Origin of the sequence: Frankia sp. CcI156 (genome assembly GCF_001983015.1) — a bacterium.
Lineage (GTDB): Bacteria > Actinomycetota > Actinomycetes > Frankiales > Frankiaceae > Frankia > Frankia casuarinae.
This window is the reverse complement of the sequence record NZ_MOMD01000073.1, coordinates 1-19,300: the sequence shown is the minus strand read 5'-3', so window position 1 is coordinate 19,300 and position 19,300 is coordinate 1. Positions and strand designations below refer to the sequence as shown.

Genomic DNA, 19,300 nt, shown 5'->3' with positions numbered 1-19,300 from the left:
AGTGGAGGTAGGAATGCCTGTACAGCGGGACCATGCCGTCATCGTCGGCGGAGGTATTGCGGGACTCACCGCGGCGCGCGTGCTGAGCGAACACTTCGCCGCGGTCACCATTCTCGACCGAGACGCCCTGCCGACAACCGTCGAAGAACGGCGCAACGTCCCGCAGGCGCCTCATCTGCACGGCCTGCTGTTCGGCGGCGCATCGGCGCTCGACGAACTCTACGGCGGCTTCACGGTCGCGATGACCGACCAGGGCGCGCCGCCGTATGACCCGCAACGCGACGTCGCCTACTTCTTTCCCGAAGGCTGGATCCGGCGTGCGCCATCCGACATGCGGTCCGTGTTCGGCACGCGGGCCCTGACCGAGCACACCATCCGGACGCTGACCCGCCGGCTACCGAACGTCCGGTTCCGCCACGCCGAGACCATCGGCCTGCGCAGGGCCGGCGGCGACCGGGTAGACGCGGTCGTGTGCGACGACCTCGACGGTCTGGGCGGACTGATCGAGGCCGAGCTTGTGGTGGACGCCGGCGGCCGCGCATCTCGCTCCCCGCACTGGCTCGCCGACGCCGGGTTCGACGCCCCGCCGGAGTCGACGGTGCAACCGTTCCTCGGTTACGCCACCGTGCACTGCCACTTGCCCGAGGATGCCCTACCGGGAGACCTACGGGCAGTGTGCGCGCCACCGGCACCGCACAACACCAGAGGTGCGTTCCTCCTGCCGGAGGAGAACAACCTCTATGGCCTCATGGCCGTCGGGACCAGCCGTGACTTCCCGCCCGGCGACCCGGCGGGCTTCGACGAGTTTCTCCGGACCGCCGTCACCCCCGTCCTGCACGAGATGTGGCAACGTGCCKAGCCCGTCACCGACATCAGGACGACGAGGATGTCAGTGAATCGGCTCCGCCGCTGGAACGAGCTGGCTCGGCGGCCACAGGGGTTCATCGCGGTCGGCGACGCGGTGGCCGTATACAACCCGGTGTACGGCCAAGGCATGACCGCGGCCGTCCTGCAGGCGGTGGCCTTGCGCGACCGCCTGCGTCAGGCGGACGATCTGGACACGGCCGTCGAGCGTCTCCACGACGACGTCATGGCCGTCACCTCGTTCGCCTGGCAGGCCGCGACCGCATCCGACCTGGTCTTTCCCGTGACGGAAAGCCGTAATATGCCCGCCCCGACACCCGAAGAGCGGGCGGGCGCACAATACCTGGGCATGGTGCGCGCCACCGCCGTCGACGACGCTTACGTCGCGGGCGAATTCTACCGGGCGCTGGGCTTGATCCGGCCCGAGTTCCTCCTCGCTGACGAGGTCCGCACCCGAGTCGAACGGTGGGTGGCGGACCCGCCGGCTCCGACCGACGACCTGTCGCGCCCGCCTGCGTGGGCCGATGCCGATCCACCGACACGGAGTCGGCCGCCGTCGGGCACTGCCGCCGTCGGGCACTGAGGAATGACGGGCGGCGGATCCCGGGTAGGAAAGCACCCCCAGCCACTCGAAGGCGCCTTCGAGTACTCCTCTACCGCGGACATCCCGAGGGTGGGGTGCTTTCCATCGTTGGACGGCGCCCCACCCTCCGGTCTGCCTCGGCGGCTACGCCCCGGCGAACGGCTGCTGCCCGCCGAACCGCTGCCCGGCCTGCTCCGCCCCGGCCTGCTCCGCTTGGCCCGCGGTAAACGGCTGCTGCCCGCCGAACCGCTGCCCGGCCTGCTCCGCCCCGGCCTGCTCCGCCCCGGCCTGCTCCGCCCCGGCCTGCTCGGCCACGGACTGCTCCGCTTGGCCCCCGGCCCCCGGCTGCTCGGCCGCGGCTGGCGCTGGGGCCTGCTCGGCTGTGGCCGCCGCCGCGGCGGTGGGTTGCGCCGCCGGACCGGTGCCGGCGCCCGCCGCAACACCCACCAGCTCGCGTATCCTGCTTTCTACATACCTGTCGCTGTAGTGCGACCTGTCGGCGATGCGCTGAACAAGGTCGTCAACGCTCGAGGCTGCGTCCAGGTCCGACGAGTTTACCTCGGCGAACTGGTCAAGGATCTGGTATCGGATCTGCTGCCAGTTCTGCCGCAGCACGCGCTCCACCTGCTGCGCTTCCTGCTGATTCATTATCATCACTCTACCCCGGTCGGGCATCCGTCCCACGGCTGAGCCTATGACGCGGGCAGAGACTGTCAACCGCAGAAACCACCATCCGCGGCCAGGGCCACGCGGCAGGACAAGCGACGACGAAAGCGCCGGCTGACGGATATTTCTTATCAACGGGGAAGAAAGGAAATATCCCGGCCGTTGAGGTGGGTCCTGGTTGATTCTTGGTCAGGTCGAAGAGTTGAGGGCATCTCGGACTTTGGCGAGCAGGACCCGTTCGGAGAAGGGCTTTTCGAGCAGGATGACACCGGGATCAAGTTTCCCCTGGGTGGCGAGGACCGGGTGGGCGTAGCCGGACATGTAGAGCACCCGGATTTCGGGGCGGGTGGAGCGGATCCGGCTGGCGAGTTCCTTGCCCTGCAGGCGCGGCATGATGACGTCGGTCAGCAGCAGGTGGATGGGGCCGGGGTGGTCGGCTGCGAGGGGGAGGGCCTCGTCGGCGGAGGTAGCGGTGAGGACCTGGTAGCCGTTGCGGGCAAGCAGGCGGCGGGTGACCTCGAGGATGGCGGGCTGGTCCTCGACGAGCAGGACGGTCTCGCCCGCGTGTGCTGGAGTGCCGGTCGTGGTGTCCGGCTGACCGGCGGCGTCCGTGGTGATGGCGGCGGTGGCGGGGAGCAGGCAGCGAATGGTGGTGCCAACCCCGGGTTCGGAGTAGATGTCGGTGTTTCCGCCGGCCTGGCTGATGATCCCGTAGACGGTGGCGAGGCCGAGGCCGGAGCCTTCCCCCTTGGGTTTCGTGGTGAAGAACGGTTCGAAGACCCGGGCAAGGACCTCCGGGGGCATGYCGGTGCCGCTGTCGGAGACGCGGATCCGGGCATGCGGGCCGGCTTTCACGCCCGGGCGTTCGCCCGCGTAGTCCGGATCGATCGTGATGTTGGCGGTGTCGATGGTCAGCACGCCGCCGTCGGGCATGGCGTCGMGGGCGTTGACGGCAAGGTTGGTCAGGACCTGTTCGATCTGGCCGGGGTCGGCCAGGATGGGCCACAGCTCGGGTTGCAGATGAATGTGCAGCTCGATGTGTTCGCCCAGGGTGCGGTGCAGCAGGTTCTCCAGGTCGGTGACGACCTGGTTGAGGTCGAGTACCCGGGGCTGCACGGTTTCGCGGCGGCMGAAGGTGAGGAGCTGGTGGGTGAGGGCGGTGGCGCGGTCGGCGGCGCGTTGGATCTGTTCGATGTCGCGCAGCACGTCGCTCCACCGTCCGCCCGCGGTCTGTGTGGCGGCAGCCTRGGCGACCTCCTCGGCGACGAACGAGGCATAGTTGATGACGACGCCGAGGAGGTTGTTGAAGTCGTGCGCCACCCCGCCGGCGAGCTGGCCGAGGCTTTCCAACCGCTGGGACTGGTGGAGCTGGGCCTCGAAGTTGCGGCGTTGCGCCTCGACGCGCAACCGTTCCCCCTCGGCCTGGGCTTCGAGGCGGTCGGTGACGTCCCGGACCGCCGCGGAGACGAGTATTCCCTCCTCGGTCTCCAGCGGGCTGAGACTGATTTCCACGGGGAACTCGCTGCCGTTGCGGCGGCGGGCGGCGAGCTGGAGGCCGGCACCCATCGGCCGGGGGCGGGGGGCGGCGAAGTAGCGGTTCCGATGATCAGGATGGACGGCGCGGACACCGACCGGGATGAGGATCTCGACCGGTTGGCCGACCAGCTCGTCGCGGGTGTAGCCGAACAGCCGCTCGGCCTGCGCGTTGACCAGGACGATCTGTCCATCGGGGCGGACTCCGATGATCGCGTCGGGCGCGGCTTCCAGCAGGCCGCGGAACTTCGCCTCCGCCCGTTTGCGGTCGGTCACGTCACGCACGGCCGCGGAGACAATCGTTCCCTCCTCGGTCTCCAACGGGCTGAGACTGATCTCGGCGGGGAACTCGCTGCCGTCGCGGCGGCGCCCGGCCAGTTCCATGCCGGCACCCATCGGCCGCGGCCGGGGATCGGCGAAGTAGCGGTTCCGATGATCAGGATGGACGGCGCGGACACCGACCGGGATGAGGATCTCGACCGGTTGGCCGACCAGCTCGTCGCGGGTGTAGCCGAACAGCCGCTCGGCCTGCGTATTGACCAGGACGATGGCCCCGTCGTCCCGGACGGCGACGATCGCGTCCGGTGCCGCCTCCAACAGACCGCTGGCCAGGTCTGAGGAACCCTTCACCACATCACCACGATCGGTAATCGGACCGACTCTTTAAGTGAGGCGGAGTGGACCGTAGCACAGATGCCGACCCCCCGTGCCGACCCGTGCCAACCCGCCACCGTGGTTCACCGCTTATGCGTGCCTTCTCCCGGAGGACCGACCTGATCGGCTTGGTGGGATCCCGGCGGGTGGTTTTGAGGCTCAGGTGGGTGGTTTTGAGGCGCCGGTGGATCGGGAAGCCATCTGATGGCGTAACACTCGGCCTCGGCGGCACGTTCTCGGCGGCGGCGCCCCGGGCCGATCCCGGGCGCCGACCAGGAAGCCGAGGTCAGCGTGGCAGTGCCGCCGAGGCCGACCGACCGGGAGCGGGCGCTGTTCGGAGAACTGGCGGCCACCTGGACCTTCGACCCGAGGAACTCCGACCTGAGGAACTCCGACCCCAGAAAGTCCGATCCGAGCAAGGGATCCCGGCGATGACCACTCCATTCCCGTCGCGGCAGCGGACGGCGCCGTCGACCACCCGGCCGCGTTACCCGCTGGCACCAGCCCGGAAGCTGACCGTGGAGACGGTCGCCAGCCGCGGCGGGCTGCATCCCGACCTGGTCCACCGGTTCGTGGCACTCGGCCTGCTGGAGGCCTCCCGCGACGCCGAACTGGTCGTCAGCTGTCAGGCAGCGGACGCACGGCACGGGCTCGCCGCCTGAACCCCGACCCCGGGGGCCGGCCGGCCCCCTCCAGGCCGGCCCCCTCCAGGCCGGCCGGGGCCCTCCTGGCCTGCCGGGGCCCTCCTGGGACACCTACCGGTCAGCGACGAACCGACGGCGCCACGCTAGCGCCGAGACCGGTGCCGCCCGGCCCGGCGGCCGCACCCACACCCGCACTCGGCCCCACCCCGACGCCAAGACCCGCACCACCCGGCCCCGCGGTCGTACCCACGCCCGCACCCGGAACCTGCGCGCCGGCACCCGTGCCGCCCGGCCCGGCGGCCGCACCCACACCCGCACTCGGCCCCACCCCGACGCCAAGACCCGCACCACCCGGCCCCGCGGCCGCACCCACACCCGCACTCGGCCCCACCCCGACGCCAAGACCCGCACCACCCGGCCCGGCACCCACACCCACGCCCGCACCCGGAACCCGCGCGCCGGCACCCGTGCCGCCCGGCCCGGCGGCCGCACCCACCCCGGCGCTGGCCTCGGCCCGCAGGGCCTTCGCGCAGAAGGCGCCGACCTGGTCACTGCCGCCAGCGGCAGTGACCAGCGCGTTCAGGTCCGGGGAACTGAGAGCCGCGCCGGCGTCGGCCGTGTAGGTATGGCACAGCGCGAGCAGGGACGCCGAGACGGACGCACCGGCGCTCGGCACTGAGACCCGCGGCGCGGTCACCTCGGCGGAGGGCGTAGCCACCGGGGACACAGCGGCGCTGCCACCTACACCGGGGACGGGCAGTACTCCTGTGCCGGCGGCGGCGGCGACGCCTCCGACGGCCGTGGCCGCGACCGCCACGGCGGCGACCTTCGCGGTCAGGAACTTCGCGAGCAACAACTTGGACATGGGCTCTCTCCGCGGCTGGGTGACGTGAGCGAGACGCGCCTCCCGGAAAGCGGCCACAGCCGCTTCCTCACCGTCGAGCTCGCCCTCGCGGGCCGGAGCGGCCACGGCGGCGAGCAGATCGGCAAGGGGATCCGCACCGGCCCCCGCATTGACCGGGCCGCCGCGAAGCATCCGCTCCGCGGCGCCCCGGCCGATCCGACGGGGTCGGTGTGTGCTCATCTCACGTCCTTCAGCGTCGAAGCCCTCACCGGTGTTACACCTGGCCGTGTTACACCTGGCCGTGTTGCACTTGGCCGGAGCCCATGGTCATCGCCGCGCGCCGCCACCCCGACCATGTTCACCTGGTTCACCTGCCTCCGGTCGACCAACCCCGGTGCCCCCACCATCACCGAGCTGTTCGGCAAGCCTGCGTAGCCCCCGGTGCGCCGCGGTGCGGACCGCGCCGGCGCGCTTGCCCAGAACCCGCCCCGCGGTCTTCGCGTCCAGCCCCATGACCACCCGCAGGAGCACCGCCTCCGCCTGGTCCAACGGCAGGCCCGCGATCAGGCGCATGGCGGCCTCGGTGGACATCGCCTCCAACGCCTCGCCGGCGGTGTCATCGGGCGCGGCCATCTCCGTCATCACYGTCTCGACCGGTACGTCACCGCGCGGGCGGCGAGATCGCCGGCGCAGCTGGTCGAGCGCGCGATGACGCGCGATCGTGGCTACCCAGCCGCGAAACCCGTCGAAGTCCCCACGGAACGACGGCAGGTCCCGGGCTATCTGCAGCCATGCCTCGGACGCGACATCCTCGGCCTCGTCACCGACGAGTACCCGCAGGTACCGCAACAGACCCGGCTGGATCGTCCGGTAGAGCAGCCTGAAGGCCGCCTCGTCACCGCGGCGTGCCCCGCTCACCGCCGAGGAAAGATCCGACTCCTCGACGGACGGTTCCTTGACGGACGGCTCCTTGGGGGACGGCTCCCCAACGGACGGCCTGCCGACCCCGGCGCGGGTTTGGTGGCCGGCCGCCGGCGCCGGCACCAGCGCCGCCGGGCCGCCAGGCGCGGAGGCCGGCCCCGCCGAGGCCGGCCTCACCGAGGAAGATGATCGTCGCGGGATGCCCTCAGTGGCGACCGCATCTGCGCTCAGCTCCGCGCTCTCGCTCACCGCGCAGATGATGCGACCTCGCCCGGAACGGCCGGACATGGGGGGCTTGCTCATAGCACAGCGACAACGCACTGGCACGGTCAGACTCAGCCGCGCCCCGAGGATAACGTTCGGGTTCCGCGGCATTCCGCCCGGGCGCCGTCGGATTGATCTATGGTTGATGCGCCAGCTGGATGACCTGGTCGGGGGCATCTGGCCGCTTATGTCGGGCACGGGGGGCAGGGCGAGAGCTGTGGCTCGTTCATCGACGTCGCGGACGTCGCGGTTGGTTCTGGGATCCGCCGGTGCGCGGGTTCTCGTCGTCGGCACGGGCGGGCTCGGTGGGCCCGGCGTCGACCGGGCGGGCGAGGTCGGCGCCGTGGTAGCGCGGGCCGTGGCCGCGGTCGGCGGCGTGTTCGTGGAGCGCTGCGGGCTGGCCGAGGAAAGCCTGCGCACGGTCGTCGACCCGGCGACCCCGCTCGATCTCGGCGAGGCTCTCGCGGCGGCCGTCGAGCAGGCCACCGAGGCTCTCCTCGTCTACTACGCCGGCATCGTCCTCGTCGACGCCGACGGGATGATCCATCTGGCGACGGCCGTGTCGGACAGCCGTCCCCATCGCCTGGCCTACACGGCCCTGCCGTTGTCGTCGGTCCTGGCGACGATGGCGACGAGCCGGGCCGCCACCCGGCTCATCGCCGTCGACGGTMTGTGGGTGCGGACCACGGTCGCCAACTCCACCGTCCCGCCGGTGCCACCTCGCGTTCCCGGTCTTCGCGAGGATGTTCCCGGTCCTCGTGAAGATGCGGGGGGCGGCGTCAACGCGGCCGGCGACGGCGTGGAGCTGCTCGTGCTGACCTCGCCGCTGGCCGCGCACACCGGGCCGGCCGCGGATGACGGACCGCCGCTGTCCGCCGGCCTGGTCCGGCTCCTCGTCAACGGCGACCCGGACGGCCCGGTCGAGCTGAGCGTCGGGCAGGTGACCCGGCGGCTCGCCCAACGTCTCACCGCGGCCGGGAACGCAGTGCTGCATTYCGCCGCCGCCTGGTCGGATGGGGTGATCCTCGCCGGCAACGCCGCGCACACCCCGCCGATCGCCGACCTGGAGCCGGCGCCGACCACCGTGCTCACCGACGGCCCCGGCCCGGTGGTGACTCCAACCCCGCGACAGCCGGCGGGGCTTCCCAGCGCACCGGACGGCGGGGGGACCACCGGTGAGGCCGCCTGCCCCTATCCCGGTCTCGCCTCGTTCGACGCCGGCACGCAGCGCTGGTTCTTCGGGCGGGAGCGAGCGACGGCCGAGGCGCTGTCGCGGCTGGAGGAACGGCTGGACGGCGCGGGTCCGCTGGTGCTCGTCGGTGCCTCCGGCTCGGGAAAGTCGTCGCTGCTGGGCGCCGGGCTGCTCCCGGCGCTCGCCCGGGGCGCAGTGGCGGGCGCCCGCGGTTGGCCGCAGGTCCTGATGACACCCACGGATCACCCGGCCCGCGAGCTGGCCCGCACGGTGGCGCAGGCGGCCGGGCTGTCCGTGCTCGCGGCGGCACGGCTCGACGTCGTCTCGCAACCCGCCCGTTTCGTCGGGGCGCTGTCGGATCTGCTCGCCCTGGGTCCGGCCGCCGCCGGCGGCGGGACCACCCCGCCGACCCGGCGGGTGGTGATCGTCGTCGACCAGTTCGAGGAGACGTTCACCCTGTGCGCGGATGAGGAGGAGCGCGGCGCGTTCATCCGCGCGCTGGTCGCCGCGTGCCGCGGGGACGGGGCCACCCGTCCACCGGCGGTCGTCGTCATCGGCGTCCGCGCCGACTTCTATGGCTGGTGCGCGGCCTATCCGGAGCTGGTGGACGCGCTCCAGACGGGGCAGGTCGTGGTCGGGCCGATGACCGCGGCGGAGGTGCGCGACGCCATCGTGAAGCCGGCCGAGGCGGTAGGGCTCACGGTGGAGCCGGGCCTGGTCGATCTGATGCTGCACGACATCGGCGCCGACGAGCACGGCGTCGTCGCCGACCCCGGATCGTTGCCCCTGCTCGCGCACGCGCTGCGCGCCACCTGGCGGGAACGCGAGAACGGCACTCTGACGGTGGCCGGTTACCTGCGGGCCGGGGGTCTACGGGGGGCCATCGCCCGGACGGCGGAGGAGACCTTCGGCACGCTGGACGCGGCCGGCCAGGATGCGGCCTGGCAGATCCTGCTACAGATGATCCAGTTCGGGGATGGGACGGACGACACCCGCCGCCGCGTCTCACGCACCGAGCTGCTGTCCACGTCGGCGTCAGCCCAGAACTCGGCGTCAGCCCAGAACGTCTCCGCCGTCCTCGACGCGCTGGTCGCCGCCCGACTCGTCACCGTGGACGCCGACACCGTCGAGATCTCCCACGAGGCGCTGCTGCGCTCGTGGCCGCGGCTGCGCGAGTGGATCGAGGTCGATCGTGCCGCGGCGGTGACCCGACAGCGGCTCACCGACGCCGCGGCCACCTGGGACGACGGCGGGCGGGACCCGTCCTACCTGTTCGCCGGCAGTCGGCTGGCGACCGTCCGGGAGTGGGCGCAGGCCGGGCAGCGGCAGACGGCACTGAGCCCGGTCGCGCGGGACTTTCTGGCGGCCTCCCTCGCGGCCGAGCAGGCGGCGCGGCGGGCCGAGGTCCGGCGGACCAGGCGGCTGCACCAGCTCGTCGCCGCTCTCACGGTGCTGACCCTGATCGCCGGTGGAGCGATGGCGTTCGCCTTCCGGCAACGGGCCCAGATCGCCGGCGAGCGGGACCGGGCGCTGTCGGTGGCGATCGGCCGGCAGGCCGACCAGCTACGCAGGTCCGACCCGCTGGCCGCCGCCCAGCTCGGCGCCGTCGCCTACCGCCTGGCGCCGACGGCGGAGGCGCGCAGCGCCGTGCTGTCGACGTTCGCGAGCGACTACGGCTTCGCCACCCGTCACCTCGGCACGCAGACCCGTCCGATCGGCGCGGTCGCCTACAGCCGGGACGGCAGGCTGGTGGCGACGGCGAGCGACGACTGGACGGTCGCCCTGTGGTCCGCGTCAGACCCCACCCGCCGCACCCCGCTCAGCACGATCAGGGGCCACCGGCTGGCGGTGAAATCCGTGGCGTTCAGCCCGGACGGCCGGTTCGTCGCCACCGGGAGCGACGACCGGACGGTCCGGCTGTGGACCATCACCGATCCCACTCACCCGGTGCTCGCGGCGACGTTACCCGGCGCCTCCGACTCGATCCACGGGCTGGCCTTCCGCTCCGACAGCCGGGTCCTTGCCACCRGCGGGTACGGATCACAGGTGCGGCTGTGGGACGTCTCCGACGTGAGCGCGATCCGGCCGGCCGGCGCGATCACCGCCCACACCGCGAACGTCCGTGCCGTCGCGTTCAGTCCCGACGGCACCGAGCTGCTGACCGGTGGCGACGACGGCCGGGCCCTGCTGTGGGACGTGCGGGACCTCGCCGCCCCGGCGGAGCTGAGCGAGCTGAAGGGCGAGGCGGGCCCGAATGTCGTGCTCAGCGCGAACACGGCCGTCCGTGCGGTCGCCATCAGCCCGGACGGGAAGACGGCGGTGACCGGCAGCGACGACACCACCGCGCGGGTCTTCGATCTCACCGACCCGCGACGGCCGACCACCCTCCAGGTCATCGACGAGGTGCGATCGGTCGAGGCGGTGGCGGTCAACGTGGACGGCCTCGTGGCCGTGGGGGTGAACAGCGCGGTCGAGATCTACGATCCGTCCCGCCATTTCGACGCCATCGCGGTCCTGCCGCACGCGTCGAAGCCGTGGGCGTTGGCCTTCAGCCCGGACGGGCGAACCCTCGCCTCCGGTGCCGACGACCGCACCCTGCGCCTGTGGGACGTGCCGGGGCCGGTGCTGGTCGGGCACCACCGCTTCCTGTGGTCGACGGCGGTCCATCCGAACGGGCGGGTCCTAGCCACCGGGGACTACGGGCAGACCGTCCGGCTGTGGGATGCGCATGACCCCGATCGGCCGCTACCGGCCGCCACGTTGACCGGATTCAACGCCGCGGTCGGCAGCGTCCGGTTCACCCCGAACGGCAGGGTCCTCATCGCCGGCAGCCTCGACTACGCCACCGACTTCGACGGCATGGTCACGCTGTGGGACGTCGCCGACATCCACCGTCCCAGGCTGCTGTCCACCATCCATCCCGGCATCGGCGGGATCAAGGACCTGGAGGTCAGCCCGGACGGCCGGACCCTCGCGCTGGCCGGCACGAGCGCCCGGCTGGCCCTGGTGGACATCTCCGCCCCGGCCACGCCCCGGGSGCGGTCCGTCCTCGCAGGGCACCGCTACGACGTCGCCACCGTCAGTTTCAGCCCGGACGGGCGCACCCTGGCGTCCGGAAGCAGCGACCGGACCATCCGGTTGTGGGACATCACGACACCGGACCGACCGGCGGGCATCAGCACGATCACGGGCTTCACCAGCGCCCTGATCACCATCGCCTTCAGCCGGGACGGAAGGACCCTCGCCGTCGGCAGCTTCGACACGAAGGTCGCCCTGTGGGACGTCACGGACCGCCGGGCCCCCCGCGCGCTGCCCTCGATCATCGGGTTGGGGGCCGGCGTCAACTCCATCGAATTCAGCTCCGACGGCCGGCTCATGGCGGCGGGCGTCGGCGGCGCGAACGGCGTGGTGCGGCTGTGGGACATGTCCGATCCGGCCGACCCGGTGCCGTACGCCACCTTCAGCGGCCGCTACAACGGCTTCGCTGCGGTCGCCTTCGCCCCGGACACCGCCTTCATCGTCGGAGCGCCCTACCAGGTGATCGGATTCGTCTGGGACCTCGACCCGGCGAGCGTCGTCACGCGGCTGTGCGCGCGGGCCGGCGACCCGCTCACCCGCGAGGAATGGAAACAGTACCTGCCGGGCCTCGACTACGATCCGCCGTGCGGCTGACCGGACCGGAGCCGGAACGGTTCATCACCGACCGGGTGGCCGAGGCGCTCCCCGCCTATGAGGTGACCGCCATGCTCGGGCACGGCGGTCACGCCGTCGTCCTCGCGGGTCGCCACCGCCGGCTCGGTCGAACCGTTGCGATCAAGGTCCTGTCGACCAGCGCGGCGGACGGCGGCGCCCACGGTCGGTTCCTGGCGGAGGCGCGCCTGCTGGCCGGACTCGACCATCCCCACGTAGTCCGCATCTACGACTACGTCGAATCCGGGGACCTGTGCCTGCTCGTCATGGAACGACTGGCGGGCGGCACCGTGCGGGCCCGCGCGGCGAACGGGCTGACCGTCGACGTCGTCTGCGCGATCGGGTTGGCGACCGCCGCCGCGCTGGAATGCGCGCACGCGGGCGGGATCCTGCACCGCGACATCAAACCGGACAACATTCTCTTCAGCGCCGACGGCCTGCTGAAGGTCACCGACTTCGGGATCGCCAAGCTCATCGGCGCTTCCGGCGCGGCCCCGAGCACGCTCGTCGGTACCCCCGTCTACATGGCGCCGGAACAGTTCGACGGCCGGCCGCCGGGACCGGCGTGCGACCTGTACGCACTCGGGATCGTCCTCTACGAACTGCTCAGCGGCCGCCCACCGTTCGTCCGGGCGCTATCGATGGCGCAGCTGATGGACCATCATCTGCGCGTCGCGCCGCAACCACTGGACGCCGCGCCGCCGGCAATCGCCGCGGTGGTGGACCGGGCGCTGCGCAAGGAGCCCGGTGCACGCCCGCCGTCGGCCCGCGCGTTCGCCCTGGATCTCGCCGCCGCGACGGCCCATGCGCTCGGTGCGGGCTGGCTCACCCGCTGCCCGCTGCCGCTGCGGCTCGACGACGATGTGCGCGACGCGGCGCGCGGCAGTCCACCAGCCCGCACACCACCAGCCCGCACACCACCAGCCCGCACACCACCAGCCCGCACACCACCAGCCACCGCCTCACCACGCCGATGGTCAGCCGGCGTGATCCGGCGCCGGTCCCTGAACCGGACCGCGCGGCGCGACCTCCGCCCGGCCGACATCACGTCCGCGCCGTTGCGGGTGGACTACCCGTACAGCGTGGTCGCCGCGCCGGATGGTGCGGTATACGTGTCCCAACGGCTACGCCACCGGGTGCTCCGGATCGAACGCGACGGCCGGACGGTTCACGTGGCCGGCTCCRGCAAGAGCGGCCCGCACGGTGACGGGGGGCCGGCCGTCAACGCCGAGCTGGACAACCCGTGCGGGCTGGCCCTGGGCCCCGACGGTTCCCTGTTCATCGCGGACAGCTTCAATAATCGGATCCGCCGGGTCGCGCCGGACGGTCGGATCGTCACCGTCGCCGGCTCCGGCCGTCACGGCCCGCCGGCCGGCCCCGCCGCCCGGCACGCCGCCTCGCTCAACCTGGCGCATCCGCACGGCGTCTACGTCGACGCGGCGGGCCTGGTGTACGTCGCGAACACCGGCGGCCACCAGGTGATCCGGATCGACCCGGATCTGCGGGCGGCACCGCTGGCGGGGGCGGGTGTCCCCGGCCTGTCCGGAGATCACGGACCCGCCCAGTTCGCCCAGCTCCGGCGCCCGCACGACGTCACGGCCCCGCCCGGACGGAATGTCTACCTCGCCGACACCGACAATCACCTGCTGCGGGCTGTCGACGCCGACGGGATCATCTCCACGGCCGCCGGGATGTTCTACGGCGCGTCCCCCGACGACGGAGCCCCGGCCCGGATCGCGGACGTCGGTCGACCCCACTCGCTGGCGCCCACCCCCTCGGGCGGTCTGCTGGTCACCGACCCCGATCGGGGACGGGTCCGCCTCGTCACCCACGATCGACTCGTCCGCATCTTCGCGGATGCCCGAACAGGTCTGCGGCGGCCGCTCGGTGTCACCGTCCACAGCGACGGCACCGCCTTCGTCGTCGACACCGCCCAGCACCTCATCCACCGTCTCCCGGTCGCATAGACCGGTCACCCGGCAAAGCATGGAAGACCCGGACGATGGTCAGTCCCCGGCACCATCAGCGGCGTCGGCACCATCAGCGGGGTCGGCACCATCAGCGGCGTCGGCATTCGTGCGTCCGGCGGCCCGGTAGGCGTTGGCGAGGTTTCCCTGCGAGGTCAGGGTGTCGCGGTGATCCGGTCCGAGGACACGCCGCTGGTCGGCCAGTACCCGCTCGTACAGGTCGATCGCCTCCGCGAGGCGCCCCGCGGCCGCAACGGCGCAGGCCAGGTTGTTCCAGGTGATCAGGATGTGTGGATGGTCGGCGCCGAGAACACCGCGGGCATCGGAGAGAACCCGCTCGTACAGATCGATCGCCTCGGGCAGACGTCCGAGCGCCTGGTAGGCGTCGGCGAGATTGCTGCGGGAGAGCAGGGTGTCGGGATGGTTGTCGCCGAGAACGCCTTCCCGGCCGGTCAGTACCTGCTCGTACAGGTCGAGGGCCTCAGTCGTCCGTCCGCTGGCCTGATAGGAGCTGGCGAGATTGTTGCGCACGAGGAAGGTCGTGAGATGCTCCTGGCCGAGAACCCGGACGACGTCGACGAGAACCTCTTCGTGCAGCCTGATCGCCTCCGCCAAGCGCCCCGCCGTCTGGTATGCGTTGGCCAGGTTGCTCCGGGCCAGCAGGGTGTCGCGATGGTCCGGGCCACGGATCCGTCCAGCGTCGTCGACAACCTGCTCGAGCAGTTCGACGGCCTCCGCGATGCGTCCGGCGGCCCAATAGGCGCTGGCGAGATTGTTACGGCTGATCCCCAGATTGGGATCATCGGATTCGAGGATGCGGCTGGCCCGCGCCAGGATCCGCTCGTACAACCCGATGGCCTCGGAAATGCGTCCGGCCTTCTGCAGGGCGAGGGCGAGGTTGTTCCGGAGAACCAGGGTGTTGGGGTGGTCGGTTCCCACGACCTGCTCGGTTCGAGCCAGCACCCAGGTGTGCAGGTCCACGGCGGCGGCGAGCTGTCCGGTTTCCTGGAGATAGAGCGCCGCCAGATTGCCCAGCCCCAGCATGCCCGCCGCGTTCGCGTCCGCCGGGGACGGCTCGGCTTCGATCTGGGCCTGAAGGTGTGGGAGCAGCGCGGCCCAGCGCGGCCAGGCCGCCGGATTACCCTGGATCGCGGTGGGCAGGGCCCTGATCATCAACCAGCCGACGGTGGCCCGGAACTCCAGGTGCCGCGACGTCGGAACCCGGTCCCGCAGCACCGCCTGCACCAGCCGATGCAAGGTGATGGTTCCCTGTTCGACCTTGCCCAGCCCGAGAGCACGGAGGCGGGCGACCACGTCCCCCCAGCGCAGCGGGGAGGAACAGGCCGCGCTCAGCGCCGACCAGAGCGTCCCCTCCCCGTTGCTCTCCCCCAGCTCCCCGTTGCTCTCCCCCAGCTCCCCGTTGCTCTCCCCCAGCACCACCAGCGCGGGAAACAGGTCGAGCGGGATGGGCTCCGGACCGAAGAATCCGGCCAGCTGCAGCAGCTCGACGACGGCCGGTTCGTCCGGTCCGATCTCGTCCAGGGCCAGGTTCCACGCCGCGGCGACAATGAACGGATAGCGGTCCGGTTTTCCGCGGGTAAGGAGTTCCCGAGTCTCCACGCGCAACGCAGCCAGGTAGTCCGAAACGGTCATGCCGCTGGCGGCGAGCCAGGCTCCGGCCTGTTCCGCCGCCAGCGGCAGGTCCCCGACCGCGGCCGCGAGCCGCTCAGCCTCGGCGTCCTCCAGCGCGGCTCGGTGCCTCCTCAGCAGATCGATCGTGTCCCTCCGGGGCAGCACCGCGACCTCGGTTGCGGTAGCCCGACCGGCCCAGTCGGGGTTGCGCGAGGTAATCACGAGATGTCCGAACTCGGCGGTCTCCGCGGCCTGCAGAAGCCTGGACAGGTAGGGGTTGGTGGCGGTAGCACCGGCGTTGTTGCCCATGACGGCATTGCCAATAACGGCATTGCCAATAACGGCATTGTCGACGACCAACAGCCACCGGCGATGAGGTCGACCGGCGCGCAACGCCTCGGCCGCCGCGGCGGCCGCTGCCTCGTCCCCCTCCACGTGGGCGAGTCCCAGCTGGGCCGCGAGGGCGGCGAGGCCGGCGACGACCTCCGTCATCTTGTCGCCGCGGATCCACCAGACCAGGTCGTAGGCGTGGCTGTACCGGTAGGCGAACTCCACGACGAGCTCCGTCTTGCCGACCCCGCCCAGGCCATGCACCACCTGGGCCCGCACCCCCGGCACAGGGGAACCGGGGCCGGGCACGGCCCGGTCGAAGCCCGTCAGTCGCGCGCGCAGCTCGGCGAGTTCGGATGCACGCCCGACAAAGCGGGGGTTACGCACCAGTTCCGGCGGCAGCCCCCACACGAGCGGGGGCCGACCCGGATACCGCGCTGCCCGTTCGGACTCGTCCGCCGCCGCGGGCACGTCGCGGGTGTCACGGGTGTCGCGGGTGGGGAGCGGCGTGGGATTGACCGACCGCACCTGCCCTGTCACGGCGGCACGTATCCCGTCCAGCAGCCGGGCGCGAGCGGCTGCGGCGGCGCCCGGCCCGGCCAGGTCGGTCAGGTCGGTCAGGTCGATCCAGGTGAGGCTGCCGAGCAGGCCGAGCGTGCCGGGCTCGCACGGCTCGACCTGCACCGGAATCAGCCGGCGTCCCCGCCCGCCCATGTCCGCCGCCCAGATCGCCTGCCACTGCGCCGCCGCGCCGACCGAGGCGAGATAGGCCGGGGTCAGCACCGCCAGGAGCCGGCCTGCGGTGGTCAGTCCCGCCTGGACGAGCGCAGGCCAGTTCGACCCGGGGACGAAGTCCCATGCCTCGAGCAGCACGCGGCGGCCAGCCCTCTCCAGGGTGTCCGCGATCCACTCCGCCCACGCCTGGTCGACGCCGGCGTAGGAGACGAAGAAGTCCACCGTCTTCCCGGCGTCGTGGGTGGTATCCGTGCCAGCCGGGTTCATCGGCTGGCCACCCGGACGCCCCGCCAGTCGAGAGGTGAAGGCCGGGATCAGGCGTTGGGCGGCAGGTCGGTGCCGGCACCGCRCTGACGTAGCGCGACCCGCTCCAGGCCCGYGCCCATGGCCAGCGCCGCCTCGGCGTCGGTGTTGAGGCCTTCCACCGTGAATCCCGCCTCGGCGATCATCTTCAGGTCCTGGTGGCCCTCCTGACCCTCACTGGTCAGGTAGTCACCAAGGAAGATGGAGTTCACCACCGAGAGGGCGAGGGGCTGCATCGAGCCGAGATGAATCTCCCGGCCGCCCGAGAGCCGCACCTCGGCCGTGGGGTTGACGAACCGGACCATGGCGAGAATGCGCAGGCACTGCCGGGGGTTGAGGTTCCACTCCGCCCCCAGGGGCGTGCCCTCGAATGGCATGAGGAAGTTGACCGGGATGGAGTCCGGGGCGAGCTCGCGCAGCGCGAAGGCGACGTCGACGAGGTCCTCGTCGCTCTCMCCCATGCCGGCGATGATACCCGAGCAGGGTGAGAGGCCGGCGTGCCTGGCTTCCTGCACCGTGTCGACCCGGTCGTTGTAGGTGTGCGTCGTGCAGATGTCTGCGTACTTCTCACCGGCCGTGTTCAGGTTGTGGTTGTAGGCGTCCGCACCGGCCGCCCGCAGCTGTGCGGCCTGCCCGTCGGACAGCAGGCCGAGGCACGCGCACACCTCCACGTCCGGATGCGCGGTCTTGATCGCGCCGATCGTGTCCGCCACGCGGTCGACGTCCCGGTCCGTCGGCCCGCGGCCGCTCGCGACCAGGCACACCCGGCGGGCACCGCCCGAGATGCCGGCGCCGGCCGTCGCGGCGGCCTCCTCGGGCTTGAGCCAGGTGTACTTCAGGATTCCCGTGTTCGAACCGAGCCGCTGCGAGCAATAGGAACAGTCCTCCGGACAGAGTCCGCTCTTGAGGTTCACCAGAAAGTTCAGCTTGACACGCCTGCCGAAGTACCTCCGCCGGAGCCGGTAGGCGGCGGCGACGACGTCCAAGAGATCGTCGTCGTCACTGCGCAGGACGGCCAGGGCCTCGTCCCGGGTCGGAGCCTGACCACTCACCCCCTTGCTGACAAGGCTGTTCAGAGTGGCTGACAGGTCCATGTCCGTCATCCTCGATCCTCTGCTGGCACGGCGGGCACTGGCGGGCGGCGGAAACCTGCGGGTGATCGTCCTTCCGCCGCGTCCACACTCTCATCGTTGCCTTGATCGGAACCAGCGATCGCCCACGTCGGGGCGGGGGTACGGCCGGGGTTGCCCGGACGTGGACGTGGCCAACCGGCGCCGGCGGGCAGGAAGGGGAGGATGGGTATGTGGCGACTGGATCCCGGGTGGAGGAGAACGACGCGTGCGTGTCGGGCGACAGCGTCGCCGGCGCCCACCCCACACCGACCGAACCAGCGACTGGACCTTCGAGTGGAAACTGGACCTTCGACCGGAAAGTGAGGCCCACGAGTGAGCCCGCAAGGATCCGACTCCGACGTCGTGACGGTGCCGCGTGACGCGGCGTCACCACAGACGGTGTCGCGTGACACCGCGTCGGTCCCGCCCGCCGACGAGGTCGTGCTCCTCGACGCCGAACGCCGCCCCTGCGGGACGGCGCCGCGGATCGCCGTGCACGGCCTCGACACCCCCCTGCACCTGGCGTTCTCGTCCTACCTTTTCGACCCGTCCGGCAGGCTGCTCGTCACCCGCCGGGCGCTCGACAAGCGGACCTGGCCGGGGGTGTGGACGAACAGCTGCTGTGGGCATCCCCGCCCAGGCGAGGATCTGGCGCGGGCCGTCGAGCGCCGGGTAGGCCAGGAACTCCGCCTGGAGTTGACCGACCTGCACTGCGCGCTGCCGGACTTCGCCTACCGCGCCACCGCCGCCGACGGTCTCGTGGAGAACGAGGTCTGCCCGGTCTACGTGGCGCGGGCGCTCGGGGACCCGGATCCGGACCCGGCCGAGGTGGTCGAGTGGCGCTGGGTCGAGTGGGACGACTACCGCCGGGTGGCCGCCGCCGCGCCCTGGGCGCTAAGCCCCTGGTCGGTCGACCAGATGGCGGCGTTCAGCGCGGCGGCCCATCCGCTGACCGCCGCGCTCTCCCTCGTCTCCGGYGGAACCCACGCCTGAGCCGGCCATCCGGCGAGCCGACCCTCCGTCCTGTTCCGGAGGGCATCCTGTTCCGGAGGGGTTGCCGTGCCGGCGCTGACGCCCGGGGCCACCGAACCGCGGATGGTCCCGGACGCCGCGCGACCGTCCGCCGCCGGCCCCGACCCGGGGGTCCGTGGCGACGACGACACCGCGACGCGGGTGGCAGGAGCACGGCGTCAGTCCACGGCACCCCGCCGCGTCACGGCATCCCGGACATGGTCGATGACCGAGGCGATCGGACCTACCGTCCACTGCTTGGCGGTCGAACCGGCGGCTGACGGGTGCACCCAACCAGCACTAGGGCCTGTTCTGGGTTCGGATCATGGGGTCGGGAGGCTGCGTAGCCAGAGGA

Annotated in this window: 11 protein-coding genes; 5 read left to right on the top strand and 6 right to left on the bottom strand. The window is 71.8% G+C overall.

Features of this window, described 5'->3' with window-relative positions:
• Positions 1 to 13: 13 nt before the first annotated feature.
• Positions 14 to 1,447: an NAD(P)/FAD-dependent oxidoreductase gene (locus CcI156_RS21175; RefSeq protein ID WP_076807760.1), complete on the top strand. Its 1,434-nt coding sequence runs from the start codon at positions 14 to 16 to the stop codon at positions 1,445 to 1,447.
• 144 nt (positions 1,448 to 1,591) lie between these two features.
• Here the strand turns inward: CcI156_RS21175 and CcI156_RS27915 are convergent, their stop codons facing one another.
• Together CcI156_RS27915 and CcI156_RS21165 are read right to left on the bottom strand one after the other, a co-directional pair.
• Entirely contained in the window at positions 1,592 to 2,095 is a 504-nt protein-coding gene (locus tag CcI156_RS27915; protein WP_175455969.1) for a hypothetical protein, read from the bottom strand.
• Positions 2,096 to 2,302: 207 nt separating this feature from the next.
• Positions 2,303 to 4,276, bottom strand: a complete 1,974-nt coding sequence (locus CcI156_RS21165; protein ID WP_076807781.1) for a PAS domain-containing sensor histidine kinase — start codon at positions 4,274 to 4,276, stop codon at positions 2,303 to 2,305.
• A 455-nt stretch (positions 4,277 to 4,731) separates the two neighbouring features.
• Here CcI156_RS21165 and CcI156_RS26375 point away from each other — a divergent pair, with 455 nt between their 5' ends.
• The gene (locus CcI156_RS26375) at positions 4,732 to 4,962 is read left to right on the top strand and encodes a hypothetical protein (protein ID WP_023841564.1); all 231 of its coding nucleotides are present in this window, start codon (positions 4,732 to 4,734) and stop codon (positions 4,960 to 4,962) included.
• 100 nt (positions 4,963 to 5,062) lie between these two features.
• Here CcI156_RS26375 and CcI156_RS21155 read toward each other — a convergent pair whose 3' ends face one another.
• Positions 5,063 to 6,028 carry a hypothetical protein gene (locus tag CcI156_RS21155; protein ID WP_011438544.1) on the bottom strand — a complete coding sequence of 322 codons (966 nt, stop codon included), beginning with the start codon at positions 6,026 to 6,028 and terminating at the stop codon, positions 5,063 to 5,065.
• Between the two features lie 87 nt (positions 6,029 to 6,115).
• On the bottom strand, positions 6,116 to 6,706 hold the full coding sequence (locus CcI156_RS21150) for an RNA polymerase sigma factor (protein WP_035734204.1): 591 nt from the start codon (positions 6,704 to 6,706) through the stop codon (positions 6,116 to 6,118).
• A gap of 517 nt (positions 6,707 to 7,223) precedes the next feature.
• On the opposite strand from CcI156_RS21150, the gene CcI156_RS21145 reads away from it, so the two are divergent.
• Together CcI156_RS21145 and CcI156_RS21140 are read left to right on the top strand one after the other, a co-directional pair.
• On the top strand, positions 7,224 to 11,837 hold the full coding sequence (locus CcI156_RS21145; RefSeq protein WP_083718729.1) for an AAA family ATPase: 4,614 nt from the start codon (positions 7,224 to 7,226) through the stop codon (positions 11,835 to 11,837).
• Positions 11,828 to 13,822: a serine/threonine-protein kinase gene (locus CcI156_RS21140; protein ID WP_175637640.1), complete on the top strand. Its 1,995-nt coding sequence runs from the start codon at positions 11,828 to 11,830 to the stop codon at positions 13,820 to 13,822. Before CcI156_RS21145 ends, CcI156_RS21140 begins: the two co-directional genes overlap by 10 nt.
• 39 nt (positions 13,823 to 13,861) lie before the next feature.
• Here CcI156_RS21140 and fxsT read toward each other — a convergent pair whose 3' ends face one another.
• Entirely contained in the window at positions 13,862 to 16,786 is a 2,925-nt protein-coding gene (gene fxsT / locus CcI156_RS21135; protein ID WP_023841569.1) for an FxSxx-COOH system tetratricopeptide repeat protein, read from the bottom strand.
• Positions 16,787 to 16,833: 47 nt separating this feature from the next.
• The gene (gene bioB, locus CcI156_RS21130; protein WP_076807775.1) at positions 16,834 to 17,916 is read right to left on the bottom strand and encodes a biotin synthase BioB; all 1,083 of its coding nucleotides are present in this window, start codon (positions 17,914 to 17,916) and stop codon (positions 16,834 to 16,836) included.
• A gap of 417 nt (positions 17,917 to 18,333) precedes the next feature.
• Here bioB and idi point away from each other — a divergent pair, with 417 nt between their 5' ends.
• Positions 18,334 to 18,927: an isopentenyl-diphosphate Delta-isomerase gene (idi, locus tag CcI156_RS21125; RefSeq protein ID WP_035734199.1), complete on the top strand. Its 594-nt coding sequence runs from the start codon at positions 18,334 to 18,336 to the stop codon at positions 18,925 to 18,927.
• Positions 18,928 to 19,300 lie beyond the last annotated feature (373 nt).